General features: G+C 68.3%; 12 protein-coding genes. 1 reads left to right on the forward strand and 11 read right to left on the reverse strand.

Going from position 1 to position 15,849, the window contains the following annotated elements:
* Positions 1-159 precede the first annotated feature (159 nt).
* On the forward strand, positions 160-2,454 hold the full coding sequence (locus tag WFK61_RS00075) for a PAS domain-containing sensor histidine kinase (RefSeq protein WP_336809416.1): 2,295 nt from the start codon (positions 160-162) through the stop codon (positions 2,452-2,454).
* 3 nt (positions 2,455-2,457) lie between these two features.
* On the opposite strand, the gene WFK61_RS00080 is transcribed toward WFK61_RS00075, so the two are convergent.
* The 11 genes from WFK61_RS00080 to WFK61_RS00130 form a co-directional block, all read right to left on the reverse strand.
* Positions 2,458-5,412, reverse strand: a complete 2,955-nt coding sequence (locus tag WFK61_RS00080; protein WP_336809417.1) for a bifunctional [glutamine synthetase] adenylyltransferase/[glutamine synthetase]-adenylyl-L-tyrosine phosphorylase — start codon at positions 5,410-5,412, stop codon at positions 2,458-2,460.
* A 197-nt stretch (positions 5,413-5,609) separates the two neighbouring features.
* A complete protein-coding gene (locus WFK61_RS00085; protein WP_336809419.1) occupies positions 5,610-7,112 on the reverse strand; it encodes a sensor histidine kinase in 1,503 nt (500 codons plus the stop codon).
* Positions 7,096-7,779 carry a response regulator transcription factor gene (locus tag WFK61_RS00090; protein WP_336809421.1) on the reverse strand — a complete coding sequence of 228 codons (684 nt, stop codon included), beginning with the start codon at positions 7,777-7,779 and terminating at the stop codon, positions 7,096-7,098. Before WFK61_RS00090 ends, WFK61_RS00085 begins: the two co-directional genes overlap by 17 nt.
* Positions 7,780-7,952: 173 nt before the next feature.
* Positions 7,953-9,125 (reverse strand): trypsin-like peptidase domain-containing protein, encoded by a 1,173-nt coding sequence (locus tag WFK61_RS00095; RefSeq protein WP_442896240.1) that lies wholly within the window; start codon positions 9,123-9,125, stop codon positions 7,953-7,955.
* Positions 9,126-9,240: 115 nt separating this feature from the next.
* A complete protein-coding gene (locus tag WFK61_RS00100) occupies positions 9,241-9,711 on the reverse strand; it encodes a cytochrome c-type biogenesis protein (RefSeq protein WP_336809423.1) in 471 nt (156 codons plus the stop codon).
* Between the two features lie 5 nt (positions 9,712-9,716).
* Positions 9,717-11,693 carry a heme lyase CcmF/NrfE family subunit gene (locus WFK61_RS00105; protein WP_336809425.1) on the reverse strand — a complete coding sequence of 659 codons (1,977 nt, stop codon included), beginning with the start codon at positions 11,691-11,693 and terminating at the stop codon, positions 9,717-9,719.
* A gap of 7 nt (positions 11,694-11,700) precedes the next feature.
* On the reverse strand, positions 11,701-12,216 hold the full coding sequence (gene ccmE / locus WFK61_RS00110; protein WP_336809427.1) for a cytochrome c maturation protein CcmE: 516 nt from the start codon (positions 12,214-12,216) through the stop codon (positions 11,701-11,703).
* Complete coding sequence (gene ccmI / locus WFK61_RS00115) at positions 12,213-13,316, reverse strand: c-type cytochrome biogenesis protein CcmI (RefSeq protein ID WP_336809429.1); 1,104 nt, start codon at positions 13,314-13,316, stop codon at positions 12,213-12,215. The genes ccmE and ccmI overlap by 4 nt, the downstream gene beginning before the upstream one ends.
* 67 nt (positions 13,317-13,383) lie before the next feature.
* Positions 13,384-14,763, reverse strand: a complete 1,380-nt coding sequence (locus WFK61_RS00120) for a sensor histidine kinase (RefSeq protein ID WP_336809431.1) — start codon at positions 14,761-14,763, stop codon at positions 13,384-13,386.
* A 9-nt stretch (positions 14,764-14,772) separates the two neighbouring features.
* Positions 14,773-15,441, reverse strand: coding sequence for a response regulator transcription factor (locus WFK61_RS00125; RefSeq protein WP_336809433.1), 669 nt, complete (start codon positions 15,439-15,441; stop codon positions 14,773-14,775).
* A gap of 37 nt (positions 15,442-15,478) precedes the next feature.
* Positions 15,479-15,802 carry a PepSY domain-containing protein gene (locus WFK61_RS00130; RefSeq protein ID WP_336809435.1) on the reverse strand — a complete coding sequence of 108 codons (324 nt, stop codon included), beginning with the start codon at positions 15,800-15,802 and terminating at the stop codon, positions 15,479-15,481.
* Positions 15,803-15,849 lie beyond the last annotated feature (47 nt).

Genomic DNA, 15,849 nt, shown 5'->3' on the forward strand with positions numbered 1-15,849 from the left:
CATCGCCATAAGCATTACAACCTAAAGGAGAATTCGACACTCCTGACTCAACTCAGGGCTAGACAAACCGAGTCGCCCGGATTCAACTGACAGTGATTCGCGGGGATGCGGCACGTCTCCCGATCTTACTGACGGTAAAGTTCCGAAGGGGGACCGGGCATGTCGCGTGCCAACGCGGGCTGCGCACCTGTGCGCGCCGATACGATTCTGGGTGTAGCGCGCTCGCTGACGCACCCGTTGTATCATCGCTTCGAAAGCTTCGAGCCCACCTTCCGCACCGCCATCCCGGCGCTTGTCGGGCTGTTCCTGATCATCCTCGGCGCCGGCGCGCTGATCCAGACCTCGGCGATGCGCGAAGACGCCCTCGTCGACGCGACCGGCGACATGGATCTGGTCTCGGCGCTGGTCGCCCGCGAGCTCGACGCCGCCACGCTGGCCGGCAAGGAGCCGGCCGCCGTGCTGGCCGCCCTCACCGCCCGCCATCTCGCTGCCCATGGCCGCATCGTCCATGTCAGCGGCGCCGATGGCCGCATCATCGCCAGCGAGCCGGCGATCGGCCAGACGCAACGCACGTTGGTCGACTTCCTCGGCCCGACCCAGCCGCTGACCATCTTCGGCGACCGCGCCGGGGTGATGCGCATCACCCTGCCGAACGGTGCCGATGTCTTCGCCAGCGTGCGCAACCTCGCCGCCCCGCTCGGGCAGGTCGCCGTGCTCCAGCCGGTCTCCCACGCCCTCTCGACCTGGCAGTTGCGCCGTTCCGGCCTGATCCTGCTGTTCGGCGCCGCCGGCCTCGTGCTCGGCGTCACCACGCTCGCCTTCATGGTCCAGTCGAAGCGGGCGAGCGCCGCCGACCAGGACTGCGACTGCGTCCGCGAGCGCATCGACACCGCCCTCAATCGCGGCCATTGCGGCCTCTGGGACTGGGACCTCGCCCGCGGCCGGATCTACTGGTCGGATTCGATGTATGCCCTGCTCGGCTATGACCGCACCGGCGAGTACATGTCCTTCGGCGAGGTCTCGAGCTTCATCAACCAGGACGATGTCGACCTCTATGCGCTGGCCGACGCGATCAGCCGCGGCGAGGCCGACCATCTCGACCGCGAGTTCCGCGTCCGCTCCGCTTCCGGCGAATGGATCTGGCTCAAGGCCCGCGCCGAGCTGGTGATCGACCGCCGCACCCGCTCGCGCCATCTCGTCGGCATCGTCGTCGACATCTCCGAGCAGCGCCGCATGGCCGAGCGCACCGCCACCGCCGATGCCCGCCTGCGCGACGCCGTCGAGGCGATCTCGGAAGCCTTCGTGCTCTGGGATGCCGACAACCGCCTCGTGCTCTGCAACGCCAAGTACCAGCAGCTCCACCAGCTCCCGCCCGAGGCCCTGCAATCCGGCGCGTCCTATGACGAGATCATGGAGCGCTCCGCCCAGCCACAGATCGACCGCGAGCCGATGCGCGTGCAGCGCGGCGCGGCCGGCGCATCCTACGAGGCCCGCCTTTCGGACGGCCGCTGGCTGCAGATCAACGGCCGCCGCACCAAGGATGGCGGCTCGGTCTCGGTCGGCACCGACATCACCAAGCTCAAGCAGCAGGAAGAGCGGCTGACCCAGTCCGAGCACCAGCTCCTGATGCATGTCACCGACCTCAAGGCTTCCCGCCAGAAGCTCGAAGCCCAGGCCCAGCAGCTCGCCGATCTCGCCGAGCGCTATCTCGAGCAGAAGGCCTCCGCCGAGAGCGCCAACCGCGCCAAGTCCGAATTCCTCGCCAATATGAGCCATGAGCTGCGCACGCCGCTCAACGCCATCATCGGCTTCTCCGAGATCATGGAGAACGGCATGTTCGGCCCGCTCGGCGAGAAATACACCGATTATGTCCGCGACATCCGCTCCAGCGGCGGCTACCTCCTGAGCATCATCGACGACATCCTCGACATGTCGCGCATCGAATCCGGCCGGATGCGGCTGGAGAAGACCGAGATCGCGCTGGGGCCCGTGCTCGACCAGGCGCTGCAGAAGGTCCAGCCGGAGGTGGAGCGCAAGCAGCTCGTACTCGCCATCGAAGGCCCGCTCGACACCCATCTCGAAGCCGACCCGCACGCGCTCTACCAGATCCTCGGCAACCTCCTCGACAACGCTGCCAAGTTCACGCCGGAAGGCGGGCGGATCGCGGTCCGTACCCGCCATGTCCCCGGCGCGCTCAACATCTTCATCGAGGATACCGGCATCGGCATCCCCAAGGAGAAGATCGACCGCGTCGGCCGGCCGTTCGAGCAGGTCGAAGGCGATCTGGTGCGCAGCTACAAGGGCTCGGGGCTCGGCCTCGCCATCGCCCGCTCGCTCACCGAGATGCATGGCGGCTCGCTGCGCCTGCGCTCGGCGATGGGCGCCGGTACCATCGTCATGGTCCACCTGCCGCTCGACGGCGGCGCCAACCGCGTCACCGCGCAGGCTGCGTAAGATTCAGCCGGCCTTCGCCTGGGACAGGATGCGGGTGAAAATCGCCCGCACAGCGCCCCGGACCTCGTCCAGCTCCGCCTTCAGCACCTTCGCATCCGGACGGCCGACCGCCGTCGCGATGCGGCGCAGCACCCGGGGCGGCACGGCCTTGGGATCGAAAGCCTCCTCGACGGTGAAGCGCTGCCAGAGCTGGACATCGCCGATCAGGCGATGAGCTTCCAGCAAAGTCGAGGCGTCCCCGTCCGAAAGAAGGCCCGCCGCCTTGGCCGCCACGAAGACCGAGGCCGTGTCGTTGACGATCAGGCCGGGATACCCGCTGGCATAGGCCAACAGCAGGAACTGGGCGAGAAAATCGAGATCGGTGATGCCGCCGGCCGCTAGCTTCAGGTCCCACGGGTCTTTCTCGCCCTTCTCCTTGGCGATCAGCGCGCGCATCTCGGCGACTGCAGCCGCGACCTTGGCGGGCTCGCGCTTGCGCGAGAGGATCGCGCGGATCGAGGCTTCCGCCCGCCTGGCCAGTCCGGGATCGCCGGCGACGACGCGGGCGCGGGTCAGCGCCATCTCCTCCCAGATCTCGGCCTCTCCGGAATGATAGGCCTCGAAGCCGGCGAACTGGGTCGCGGCCGGGCTCTTGTTGCCGGTCGGGCGCAGGCGCATGTCGACCTGATAGAGCGTGCCGCGCCGCGTCGGCACGGTCAGCGCCGCGACGAGGCGCTGGGTGAAGCGGACATGCCAGGTGACGGGGTCGAGGCTCCTGGCGCCGTCGCTCGAGCCGGCCTCCTCCGGGCGGTCGTAGAGCAGGATCAGATCGAGATCGGACGAGGGCGTCAGCTCGCCCGCGCCGAGCCGGCCAAGGCCAAGCACCACGGTCTCCGCCCCCTCGATCGCGCCGTGATCGTCGACGAAGGACCGGCGCGTATCGGCGAAGGCGACACGCAGGCAGGCTTCCGCCACCGCGCAATAGGCCTGCCCCGCCCCTTGCGCCGGATAGACGCCGGAGAGCAGGCGGGCGCCGACCAGGAAATTCTCCTGCCGGGCGGCATCGCGCAGGCGGTCGAGCCCATCCTCGACGCTGGGCGGGGGCGAGCCGACATAGTTGCGGATGCGGCGCTCCAGCACTTCGACATCGAGCACCGCTTGTCCGAAGGCGGGATCGATGACGCCGTCGAGCACATGCGGGTGCAGGGCCGCGACCTTGGCGAGGCGCGGCGCGCTGCCGAGGATCTCGGCGAAGAGCGTCAGCAGGGAATCATGCGAGCGCAGCAGCGTCAGCAGCTCGACCGCAGCCGGCATGCGGACGAAAGCGTTGTCGAGATGGGCGAGCGCCCCGTCGGGGTCGGCCGTGCGGCCAAGGGCGACGAGCAAGGCCGGCGTCAGTTCCGTGAGAACCTCGCGGGCACGCGCGCTGGTGACAGCGGCGCGGCGGCCGAAATGCCAGCCGCGCACCGTCTCCGCCGCGGTCGCGCCATCGCGGAAGCCGAGCTTGCCGAGCGTCTCGATCGTCTCGGGGTCGGCTTCCGAACCGGTGAAGCTCAGCGTTCCCGCTTCGGAGGCGAGGCTCGGCCCCTCTTCGAAAAGCAGAGCGTAATGGCCCTCGACGCGCCTGGCATGGGCCGTCAGCGCCTTGCCGAAAGCGGCCGTCGAGGGATAGCCGCAAAAGCGGGAGAAGGCTTCGAGCTCGCCTGCCGCCTTGGGCAGCGTCTGCGTCTGCTCGTCGGCCTGCATCTGCAGGCGGTGCTCGATGGTGCGCAGCCAGCGATAGGATTCGGAGAGTTCGTCGCGGGCTTGCGGTGTGATCCAGCCCTCGGTCGTCAATTCGCCGAGCATCTCCAGCGTGCGCGGGCCGCGAAGCGCCGGGCGGCGCCCGCCGAAGACGAGCTGCTGTGTCTGGACGAAGAACTCGATCTCACGGATGCCGCCGCGGCCGAGCTTCACGTTATGGCCGGCGACCGCGATGGTCTCGTGGCCCTTCACGGTCTGGATCTGACGCTTCATCGCGTGGATATCGGCGATGGTCGCGAAGTCGAAATACTTGCGCCAGATGAAGGGGGCGAGGTCCTTGAGGAAGCGCCGGCCCAGTTCGATATCGCCCGCGATGGGCCGCGCCTTGATCATGGCGGCGCGTTCCCAGTTCTGGCCGACCGTCTCGTAATAGGAATAGGCCGAGGGCAGCGAGACCGCGACATGGGTCGAGGCAGGGTCCGGCCGCAGGCGCAGGTCGACGCGGAAGACATAGCCGTCCGGCGTGCGCTCCTGAATGATGCGCGCGATCTGCTGGGTCAGCTTGACGAAGAAGCTTGTGGGCTCGCCGACGCCGGCGGCTTCAGCCGCCTCCGGGTCGAAGAAGACGACGATGTCGATATCCGAGGAATAGTTCAGCTCTCCGGCACCGTGCTTGCCGAGCGCCAGCACGACGAGGCCCGAGCCGAGGCCGGGATCGGCGGGGTCGGCGAGGTTGATCCGGCCGAGATCGGCCGCCTGACGCAGGACATGGTTGGTGGCGAGACGCGTCGCCGTGTCGGCGGTCGCGGTGAGAGCGGCCGTCACGGTCTCGACATCCCAGGCGCCGCCGATATCGGCGAGCGCGATCAGGAGCGCCATGGAGCGGCGGAAGCGACGCAGTTCCCGCATCAGGTCGGGTGTCTCGCACTCGGCAGCGGCGAAAGCCGCGATATCACCAAGCAACGCGTCGCGGCGGGCTTCAGGCGCTTGGGTCAAGGCAGCAAGCAAGCCGGCTGGATCGAAACGCATGATCTGCGTCAGGAAAGGCGAATGGGCGAGAATGCCCGCGACCAGCGCTGCGCTCGGCGGGTGCTCCGCCAGATGCGCCTGGAGCACCCCGGCCGCTTCCTCGTCATGGAGGCGTTCGATCAGCTCGCGCTTCAGCAGCGCCTCGGCCTTGGCCTTCGCCGGCAGGACCGGCGCAGCCTCGAGCCTGTCACAGAGCCGTCCGGTCATCTTGCGCCTCCCACAACTCAGCAAGCTTGATGGGTGCTGCCGAGTTCGCAGGGAAACACATCGTCATCCCGGACAAGCCGCGGAAGCGGCGCCGATCCGGGATCCATCGTAGAGCACAGCGCCCTAGGATGGATCCCGGAGCTCCGCTTCGCTCCGTCCGGGATGACGATGTGTTTCCCTGCGAAACCGGCAGGCCTTCAAAGCGAGGCCACGCCAGCAGGGTTTGGCGCCGCTGTCGAGGCGGCGGGCTCCGTCAGGGCCGGCATGTCCACAGGCTTCGGGCTCCCCGCCGGCAGGAGAATGACCACGCGCAGGCCCGGCTCGTTATCCTCCAGCCTGATCTGGCCACCGTGCAGGCGCACCACGCCCGCCGCCAGCGAGAGGCCGAGGCCGAAGCCCGGCTTGCTGCGGCTGGCATCGAGCCGCACGAAGCGATCGAGCACGCGGCCGCGATCGGCCTCCGGAATGCCGGGTCCATGATCGGCGACGGAGAGCTCGACCTGATCGCCGATCTGCCGGGCCGAGACCGCAACCGTGCCGTCGCCGCCCTGCTCGGAACCGCCATATTTCAGGGCGTTGTCGATCAGGTTGTTGAGGGCCTGCCCGATCAGCTCGCGATTGCCATGCACCTTCAGGCCCGGCTCGACCGTGCAGGCGAGCGACAGGCCGGCCTCTTCGGCCAGGGGTTCGTAGAGTTCGGCGAGGCCCGAGACGACCTCGGAGAGGTCGAGCTCGCTCATGTTCTCGCTGATGCGGCCGGCCTCCAGCCGCGCGATCATCAGGAGCGCGTTGAAGACGCGGATCAGGTTGTCCGCCTCCTCGATCGCGCCATCGAGCGCGGCCCGCAATTCATCCGGCGACTTCGCCGTGCGCAGCGCCTCTTCGGCGCGGTTGCGCAGGCGGGTCAGCGGCGTCTTGAGGTCATGGGCGATGTTGTCGGTGACCTGCTGCATGCCGGCCATCAGCTCGCCGATCCGGTCGAGCATGGCGTTGAGGTTGAGCGCCAGCCGGTCGAGCTCGTCGCCCGTACCGGTGATGGCGAGCCGGCCTTTCAGGTCGCCCGCCATGATGCCATGCGCGGTCTCGGTCATGCCGTCGATGCGCTTTAGCACGCGCCGCGCCACGAACCAGCTGGCGAAGCAGCCGAGGACGAAGACCAGAGCCAGCGACCAACCGGCAGCACGGCGGATGACGATGCCGAGCCTGTCGCGCTCCTCAAGATCGCGGCCGACGAGAAGGCGGAAGCCGGCCGGCAGCATGTAGACCCGCACGAGCGCGCGGCTCGGCGTGTCGACGGTCTCGCTGGAGCGCGCATACTCGATCTCGCTCTCGCCGGTGCGGTCGAGCGTGCCGGGCGGGATCGCCTCGACATTGCCGGCGATGCGCTCGCCGACCGGCGTGGTGACGAGATAGAGCGAGGCACCCGGCGCCCGCGAGCGGCGCTCGATGATGTTGACGAGGCGGCGGATGCCGCCCTGACGCTGCTGCTCGGCCAGGCCCTGGATCTCGGCATCGATGGTCGAGCGGATCTGGTCGGTCAGCAGGCGCTGCGCATTCCAGGCGACATAGCCGAGCGCGAACGCCGCAAAGAGCGCGAAGATGACGAGATAGGCCGCCGTCAGCTTGAAGGCGGTCGTGCGGAACAGCGTCGGCAGGAAGCGCTGGCGCTTGTGCGGGGAGGCGTCAGCGCGCGCTATCACGGACCATGTATCCGGCGCCGCGGATGGTGTGGATCATCGGCTGCTCGAAGCCCTTGTCGACCTTGGCGCGCAGGCGGCTGACATGCACGTCGATGACATTGGTCTGGGGATCGAAGTGATAGTCCCAGACGTTCTCCAGCAGCATGGTGCGGGTCACGACCTGGCCGGCATGCTTCATCAGATATTCGAGCAGGCGGAATTCGCGCGGCTGCAGCACGATCTCCTGGCTCTCGCGGGTGACGCGATGGGCGAGCCGGTCCAGCACCAGTTCGCCGACGCGATAGGTCGTCGGCTCCGAGGCGGGCGCACTGCGCCGGCGAGCCAGCACCTCGACACGAGCCAGAAGCTCCGAGAAGGCATAGGGCTTGGGGAGATAGTCGTCGCCGCCGGCACGCAGGCCCTTCACCCGGTCGTCGACCTGGGCAAGCGCGGAGAGGATCAGCGCGGGGGTGTCGTCCTTCTGCTCGCGCAGCGAGCGGATCAGGGAGAGCCCGTCGAGGCGCGGCAGCATGCGGTCGATGACCAGCACGTCATAGCCGCCGCCTTCGGCCATGGCATAGCCTTCCAGCCCGTCCGCGGCATGGTCGGCGACATGGCCGACCTCGCGGAAAGCCTTGGTCAGATAGGCCGCAGCCTCGGCATCATCTTCGACAATCAGGAGTCGCATGGATCAACCCTAGCCTATCAAACGCGAGAACGGCAGGCCGGATGATACGCATCCGGCCTGCCGCCGCGACGGCAAGGTCCCTCGGCTGGGGCGACAGGAAACCGAAGGGACCCTGCTCAGCATCGGACCGGAAAGCAGGGCAGCTTTCCGGGGAAGCCCGATGCACTTCCGGTTCAGGCCGCCGGCTGGCGGCCGACCTCGAAGGTCACGTCCCGCGACTTACCTTCGCGGAAGAGCGTGATCGTGGCCTTGGCGCCCGGCGCGAAGGTCGCGATCTTGCGCGACAGCTCGCGGGCGTCCTTGATCGCCTCGCCGTTGACCGCGGTGATGGTGTCGCCGCGGCGGATGCCGGCCTTGGCGGCGGGGCCGTTGCCCTGCGCCTCGGCGACGAGCGCGCCCTTGGCCTCCTTCAGGCCGATGGCGTCGGCCATCTCGGTCGTGACCGGCTGGATCTGCACGCCGATGAAGCCGCGCGCCACCGTGCCGTCCTTCTTCAGCGACTCGACCACCTGCTTGACGGTGGAGGCCGGGATCGCGAAGGCGATGCCGACATTGCCGCCGGAGGGCGAGAAGATCGCGGTGTTGACGCCGACGACCTCACCCTTCTGGTTGAAGGTCGGGCCGCCCGAGTTGCCGCGGTTGATCGGCGCGTCGATCTGGATGAAGTCGTCATAGGGGCCCGAGCCGATGTCGCGGCCCTGGGCCGAGACGATGCCGGCCGTGACCGTGCCGCCAAGACCGAACGGATTGCCGATCGCCAGCACCCAGTCACCGATGCGCGCCTTGCCGTCGGCAAGCTGCACGAAGGCGTAGTCGCCGGCATCCTTGACCTTCAGCAGGGCCAGATCGGTGCGCGGGTCGGTGCCGACCACCTTGGCATCCAGCGTCTTGCCGGAGTCGGTGACGAGCTGGACCTCGACGGCGTTCTCGACGACGTGATTGTTGGTCACGACATAGCCGTCCTGGCTGACGAAGAAGCCCGAGCCCTGGGACATGCCCTGGCGCGGCTGCGGCTTGCTCGGGGCAGCGCCCTCGCCACGCTCGCGGAAGAAGCGGCGCAGCTGCGGCGGCAGGTCATCGAGATTCTGCTCGTCGCCGGCAGCAGCGGTCTGCGTCTTGACGCGGACGGAGACGACGGCCGGCTTCACCTTCTCGACGAGGTCGGCGAAGGAGGGCAGCGTGGTCTGGGCGCCCGAGAGCTGGATCGGCTGGGCGACGGCATTGTGGTTCTGCATCAGGGCGCTGTCGGCAATGCCGGCGGCGAGGCCGATGCCGAGGATGGCGGTGCCCGCCAGGAGCGCGCCGCGCTTCAGGATGGACTTACGGGTGTCGTTCTGTGTCGTCATGGTATGAACCTCGTGGAGCGACAGGGCGCTTTCCCCTGCTCGTGACGAGAACCATGACGCCGGCCGCCTTACGCGGCTTTGGCCTGAAGATGACGCTTTCGTAAGGTTGCGGGGTTCAGCCCTGCTCGTCCCGCATCAGCCTGTCGATGCGGCTGCGCTCCTCGTCGGTCAGCGGCGCGGTGGCGGCGACCTCATCATTCATCCGTTGCCGCCCGCGCCGCCAGACGAAGGCGACACCGGCGAGCAGAATGAGGAAGGGCGCGCCCCAGAGCAGCAGCGTCTGCGCGTTGAGCGGTGGGCGCAGCAGGACGAAATCGCCGTAGCGAGCGACGACGAAATCGACCACCGCCTTGTCGTCATCGCCGGCGACGATGCGCTCCCGGACGAGGATGCGCAGGTCGCGGGCGAGCGGCGCGTCGGAATCATCGATCGACTGATTCTGACAGACGAGACAACGCAGGCCGCCGGAAATGTTGCGCGCCCGCTGCTCCAGCGCCGCATTGGGCAGGATCTCGTCGGGCTGCACGGCTTGCACCGCCGGTGCCGCCAGCAGCATCAGGCCAAGGATGAGCGCGATCCGCCGCATCGACCTTACTCCGCCGGCTGCACGGCGGCGACAGGCGCGGCGCGCTTGGGCGCCGCCAGCCGGAAGCGCCGGTCGGTCAGCGAAAGCCCGCCGCCGAGCGCCATGACGAGCGAGCCGATCCAGATCAGCAGGATCAGCGGCTTGTCGTAGAGACGCACCGCGACACCGCCATCCTGCGCCTCGCCGAGGCTGACATAGGCCTGGCTCAGGCCGTCCGTGCGGATGCCGGCCTCCGTCGTCGGCATGGACCGGGCCGTATAGACGCGCTTGGAGGCCTCGACCGGTGCGAGCTCGCGATCGCCCGAGAAGACCCGGAAACGCGCGACCTCGGCCCGGAAATTCGGCCCGGTGCGCGGCGACATGCCTTCCAGCACGATGGTGTAGCGGCCGCTGGTCAGGCGCTCGCCGGGCTTCAGGACGGTGATCGCCTCGGTGCTCCAGGCCTGGGCGGCGATGCCGATGATGCTCAGGCCGATGCCGGCATGGGCCAGAGCCGTGCCCCAGGCCGAGCGCGGCAGACCGCGTGCCCGCGACAGCATCGCCCGCCAGCCGCTGGCGCGCGTCACGATGCGCTCGCCGAGATCGAAACCGGCGGCGAGGACGAGGAAGACGCCGAGGCCCACGCCGAGCGGCGCCAGCACCGGCCCGCCGCGGGTGAAGAAAAACAGGGCGAGCGCCGCCAGAACCGCGAGCCCGAAGGCCATGGCATTGCGCTGCGCCGCGCCGAGCAGGTCGCCACGCTTCCACGCCAGCGACTGGCCGAGCGGCAGGATCAGCAGCAGCGGCACCATCACCGGCACGAAGGTCGCGTTGTAGAAGGGCGGGCCGACCGAGATCTTGTCGCCGGTCACCATCTCCAGCAGCAGCGGATAGAGCGTGCCCACGAAGACGGTGGCGCAGGCCGTCGCCAGGAAGATGTTGTTGACGACGAGCGCGCTCTCCCGGGACACCGGCGCGAACAGGCCGCCCTGCCGCAGCAAGGGCGCGCGCCAGGCGAAGAGCGCCAGCGAGCCGCCGACGAAGAAGATCAGGATCAGGAGGATGAAGAGACCGCGCGCCGGATCGGTGGCGAAGGAATGGACCGAGGTCAGCACGCCCGAGCGGACGATGAAGGTGCCGAGCAGCGAAAGCGAGAAAGTCAGGATCGCGAGCAGGATCGTCCAGACCTTCAGCGCGTCGCGCTTCTCCATCACCACGGTCGAGTGGACCAGGGCCGTGCCGGCGAGCCAGGGCATGAAGGAGGCGTTCTCGACCGGGTCCCAGAACCACCAGCCGCCCCAGCCGAGTTCGTAATAGGCCCAGTAGGAGCCCATCGCGATCCCGAGCGTCAGGAAGGTCCAGGCCAGCAGCGTCCAGGGCCGGACGGCGCGCGCCCACATCGCGTCGATGCGCCCGTCGATCAGGGCCGCGACCGCGAAGGCATAGGTGATCGAGAAGCCGACATAGCCGACATAGAGCAGCGGCGGGTGGATCGCGAGGCCGAGATCCTGCAAGATCGGGTTGAGATCCTGCCCTTCGGCCGGCACCGGCGACAATCGCTGGAACGGGTTCGAGGTCAGCAGGGTGAAGGCGAGGAAGGCGACCGCGACGAGCCCCTGCGCGGCGAGCGCGCCTGCCCGCAGGCGCGGCGGCAGCGAGCGACGCGACAATGCGACGAGCGCCCCGAACAGCGTCAGGATCAGCACCCAGAGCAGCATCGAGCCTTCGTGGTTGCCCCAGACGGAGGTCAGTTTGTAGATCAGCGGCTGTGCCGAATGGGAATTGGCGACGACGTTGCCGACCGAGAAATCGGAGCGGACATAGGACGCAACCAGAGCCGCGAAGGACAGAGCGACCAGCGCGAACGAAACCAGCGCCGCGCTGCTGCCGACCGAGGCCAGGGTCCGGTCCTGCCGGAACACGCCCCAGAACGGCACCACCGCCTGGATCACGGAAACGCCGAGCGCGAGCGCCAGCGCGTAATGGCCGATCTCGACGATCATGTCAGGCTCACGGCTTTGCCGGCGCAGCGGCAGGAGCGCCGGCACCGCCCGGCTGCCAATGCCCCTGCTTCTTCAACGTGTCGGCGACTTCGCGCGGCATATAGGTCTCGTCATGCTTGGCCAGCACCGAATCCGCCCTGAAGCGTCCGGCGCCTTCGAAGACGCCTTCGGTGACCACGCCCTGCCCTTCCCGGAAGAGATCGGGCAGGAGGCCGTCATAGCCGACCTTGATCGAGGTCCTGCCGTCGGTCACCGCGAAGGTGACGCGCTTGCCGTCGCTGCGCCGGACCGATCCGACCTCGACCAGCCCGCCCAGGCGCATGCGGGTGCCCGGCAGCACGCCCTTCTCGGTGATCTCGGTCGGGCCGTAGAAGAAGACGATGGTGTCGCGCATCGCGAAGAGGACGAGGCCGGCCGCCAGGGCCAACACGGCACCGGCCGCCGCGATCAGCGTCAGCCTGCGCTGCTTGCGGGTGAAGCGGCGTTTCGCCGGGAGCGGCCGCGTCGGCTGGGCAATCGTCATGGCGCGGCCTCCTTCAAGGCCAATTCATCGGCGAGAGCGTCGATGGCCGCAAGCGCGTCCTTGTCATCGGCCAGCCGCTCGCGAGCGGTCTTCACGGCCTGCATCGCCGCAGGCTTGTCGCCGAGGACGGTGCGGGCGCGGATCAGGCGGCTCCATTCGGGCAGGCTGCCACCGCCGGCGCTCAGGCGCTCGGCCAGCCCATCGACCATCGCCTTGATCGCCTGCTGACGCTCGGCCTCGGGCAGGGCAGCGACCGCCTTGCGGCCGGCATCGGCCTGCATGCGTTCCAGCCGGGCGCGAACGGCGCCGGTCCAGTCGGCATCGGCGGGGGCTTCGGAGAGGAGCTGGGCAAGCGCGGCCTGCGCGCCTTCGCCATCGCCGTCCTGTTCCTTGGCGAGAGCAAGGTAATAGCGGGCCCGCGGGCTTTTCGGATCGAGTTTGACGGCTTCGGCGAAGGCTTCGCGTGCCGCGGCGGTGACGACACCACCGGCTTCCATGATGCGGGCCTCGCCCAGGCCGGCCAGCAGATCGGCATCGGGCTTCCCGAAGCGGACGGCTGCGGCAAAGGCTTTCGCGGCCTCCTCGTAGCGGCCCTGGCGCAGATAGATCGGCGCGAGCAGCGACCAGCCCTTCGCATCGCCCGGATTGGCGGCGAGATGAGCCTCCATGCGCGCGAGGATGATCGCGAAATCCTGCTGGGGGCCGGCCTTTTCAAGCCGCGCCGCCAGCGGCTGGTCGGGCAGGTTCGGCGAGCCGTAGAGGCCGTAGATCAGCAGCGCGAGCAGCGGCACGACCGAGAGCATCAAGGCGGAGCTCGCCCGGCGGCGGCGCAGCGACGGCTCGGTTTCGCCCGCAGCTCCGGCTTCATCGCCGGCAGCGCGCAGAAGGCGGCGGCCGGCTTCGGTACGCGCGGCCTGCGCCTCCTCCTCGCCGATCAGTTTGCGGGCGAGATCGCGGTCGATCTCCTTGAGCTGAGAGCGATAGAGGCTGCGGGCATCGGCCGTATCGCCGAATCCTTCCGTACGGCCATGGCTCAGCGGCCGGAGCAAGGCGAAGATCGCCGCTCCCGTCATGGCTGCAAAGATGGCCCAGATCATCATGCGCGGTTCTTAGCCAATCATCGGCTCGGGTTCATGGTGACAAAGGGTCACGCGCCCAGGAATTTTTCTAAACCGAAGGCAGCTCGAGGCGCGCCCTCAATCCGCCGAGCGGTGAGCGATGCAGGGTCAGGCCGCCGCCATAGAGCTTGGCGATGTCGACCACGATCGAGAGGCCAAGTCCCGAGCCCGGCGTGGTCTCGTCGAGCCGGCGCCCTCGCTTCAGAACCTCGGCCATCGCCTCCTCCGGCAGGCCCGGGCCGTCATCGTCGATCAGGAGCGCGACCCGCTCGGTATCCGGCGCCTTCTCGCTGGCAAGCGAGACCTCGACGGTCGAGGACGCCCATTTGAAGGCGTTGTCGAGGAGGTTGCCGAGCATCTCCTCCAGATCCTGCTTCTCGCCGCGGAAGCGCAGGCCGGGCGCGATCATATGCGAACCCGAGATGCCCTTGCCCTGCGATATCTTGGTGAAGGTGCGCAGCAACGCATCGAGAGAGGGCGCGATTTCGGTCACGCCGCCGAGCGCGCCCGACAGAGCCGCCGCCCGCGCCCGGTCGAGATAATACTGGACCTGGTCGCGCATGATCGCGGCCTGTGCACGGACGGTCTGCGGCAATTGGCCGTCGCCGCTCGTGTCGGCCTCGTTCATCATGACGCTGAGCGGCGTCTTCAGCGCATGGGCGAGATTGCCGACCTGCGTGCGGGCGCGGTCGAGGATTTCGTGATTGGCGTCGATGAGCTGGTTGAGCTCGCTGGCGAGCGGCGCGAGGTCGGGCGGATACTGCCCGACGATCCGCGGATTCTCGCCGGTCCGCACCGTGCCGACGGCAGAGCGCAGGCGCACCAGCGGGCGCAGGCCGAAGCGAACCTGCACGAGCGTCGACGCGACCAGGGCGATGCCGAGCAGCAGGAAGGTCATCGCCAGCGCGAAGCGGAAGTCCCGTATGTCTCCCTCGATCTCGTCGGCTGGAGCCGCGACAGCGACGGTGAAGCGCCCGTCCTCGCCGACATCGATCTCGCGTTCCAGAATGCGCAGGAGCCGGTCGTCAGGGCCGGAGACATAGCTTTCGCGCAGGCCCCGGCTGTTCGGCGTGATCGACTGGTCGAGCAGCTTGGGGAGTTGCCCGCCGACCAGCGAGCGCGAGGCGCGGACATTCGGCCGCTCGCCGTCGAGCCTCGTGATCTGCCAGTACCAGCCGGTCAGCGGCAGGTCGAAACGCGGTTCGCCAAGATCGCCGATCGTCTGGCGCTCGGTCTCGGGCGGCGCGGCAAGGTCGGCGACCAGCTGCTTGATATAGACCGAGAGCCGCTCGTCGAAGCCGCGCTCGGCCGAGCGGCGATAGAAAGTGGTGAGGCCGACGCCGGCCAGCACGAGGATGAGCACGCAACAGACGGCTGCGGAGAAGAAGAGCCGCGTTCCCAGCGAATAGCGATGGGATTTAAGCAGCATCTCCCGCGATCAGACCTTTTCCGGGGCGGCGGCGATGTAGCCGAGGCCCCGGACGGTCTCGATGATGTCGACGCCGAGCTTCTTGCGCAGCCGCCCGACGAAGACCTCGATCGTGTTGGAATCGCGATCGAAATCCTGATCGTAGAGATGCTCGACCAGCTCGGTGCGCGACACCACCCGGCCCTGATGATGCATCAGGTAGGAGAGCAGCCGGTATTCGTGCGACGTGAGCTTGACCGGGTTGCCGTCGACGACGACGCGGCTCGCCCGCGTATCGAGCCGGACAGGCCCGCAGACCAGCTCCGAGGTGGCATGGCCGGCGGCGCGGCGCAGCAACGCCCGGACGCGCGCCAGCAGTTCCTCGACATGGAAGGGCTTGACGACATAGTCGTCGGCGCCGGCGTCGAAGCCGGAGACCTTGTCGCTCCAGCGATCGCGCGCGGTCAGGATCAGCACCGGCATAGTCTTGCCGGCGCGGCGCCAGCCCTGCAGCACGGCAACGCCATCGACCTTCGGCAGGCCGAGGTCGAGAATCACCGCATCATAGGGCTCGGTCTCGCCGAGATAGAGGCCTTCCTCTCCATCGAAAGCCTTGTCGACGGCATAACCGGCGTTCTCGAGCGCGGTCACGATCTGGCGGTTGAGGTCCTTGTCGTCCTCGACGACGAGCAATCTCACGGTAGGGTCGCTCCAGTTGGGGAAGCCGCGACGGCTGTCAGCGGATGGTGGCGATCTTGCCGGATTGTCCTTCCAGCGTCACCCGCGCAACGCGGCCGTCGCGCTTCAGCGTCGTCACCACATAGACGAAATCCTCGCCCTGTCGACAGAGCCTGATGCGAACGACCTCGCCCGGGGCGGCGTGGCGGGCATGGCGCGAGGCCTCGGCCGGCTGGATGACGCGCCCCTCGGCGACGGCATCACGCGTTTCTTCGGAGGACAGGCAAGAGATCGGCGTCGCATCGTCGACGCGGATCACCGGCATCGGCGAGGAGGCGATGAGCGCAAAGGCAAGGATCGTTTCGACCGGCATCATCGACATGGGCTAATCCCATCCGCGTGAATGCGCCATGAATGCATAGCCCCGTT

This window comes from Allobosea sp. MMO-172 (assembly GCF_037147855.1).
GTDB lineage: Bacteria > Pseudomonadota > Alphaproteobacteria > Rhizobiales > Beijerinckiaceae > Allobosea.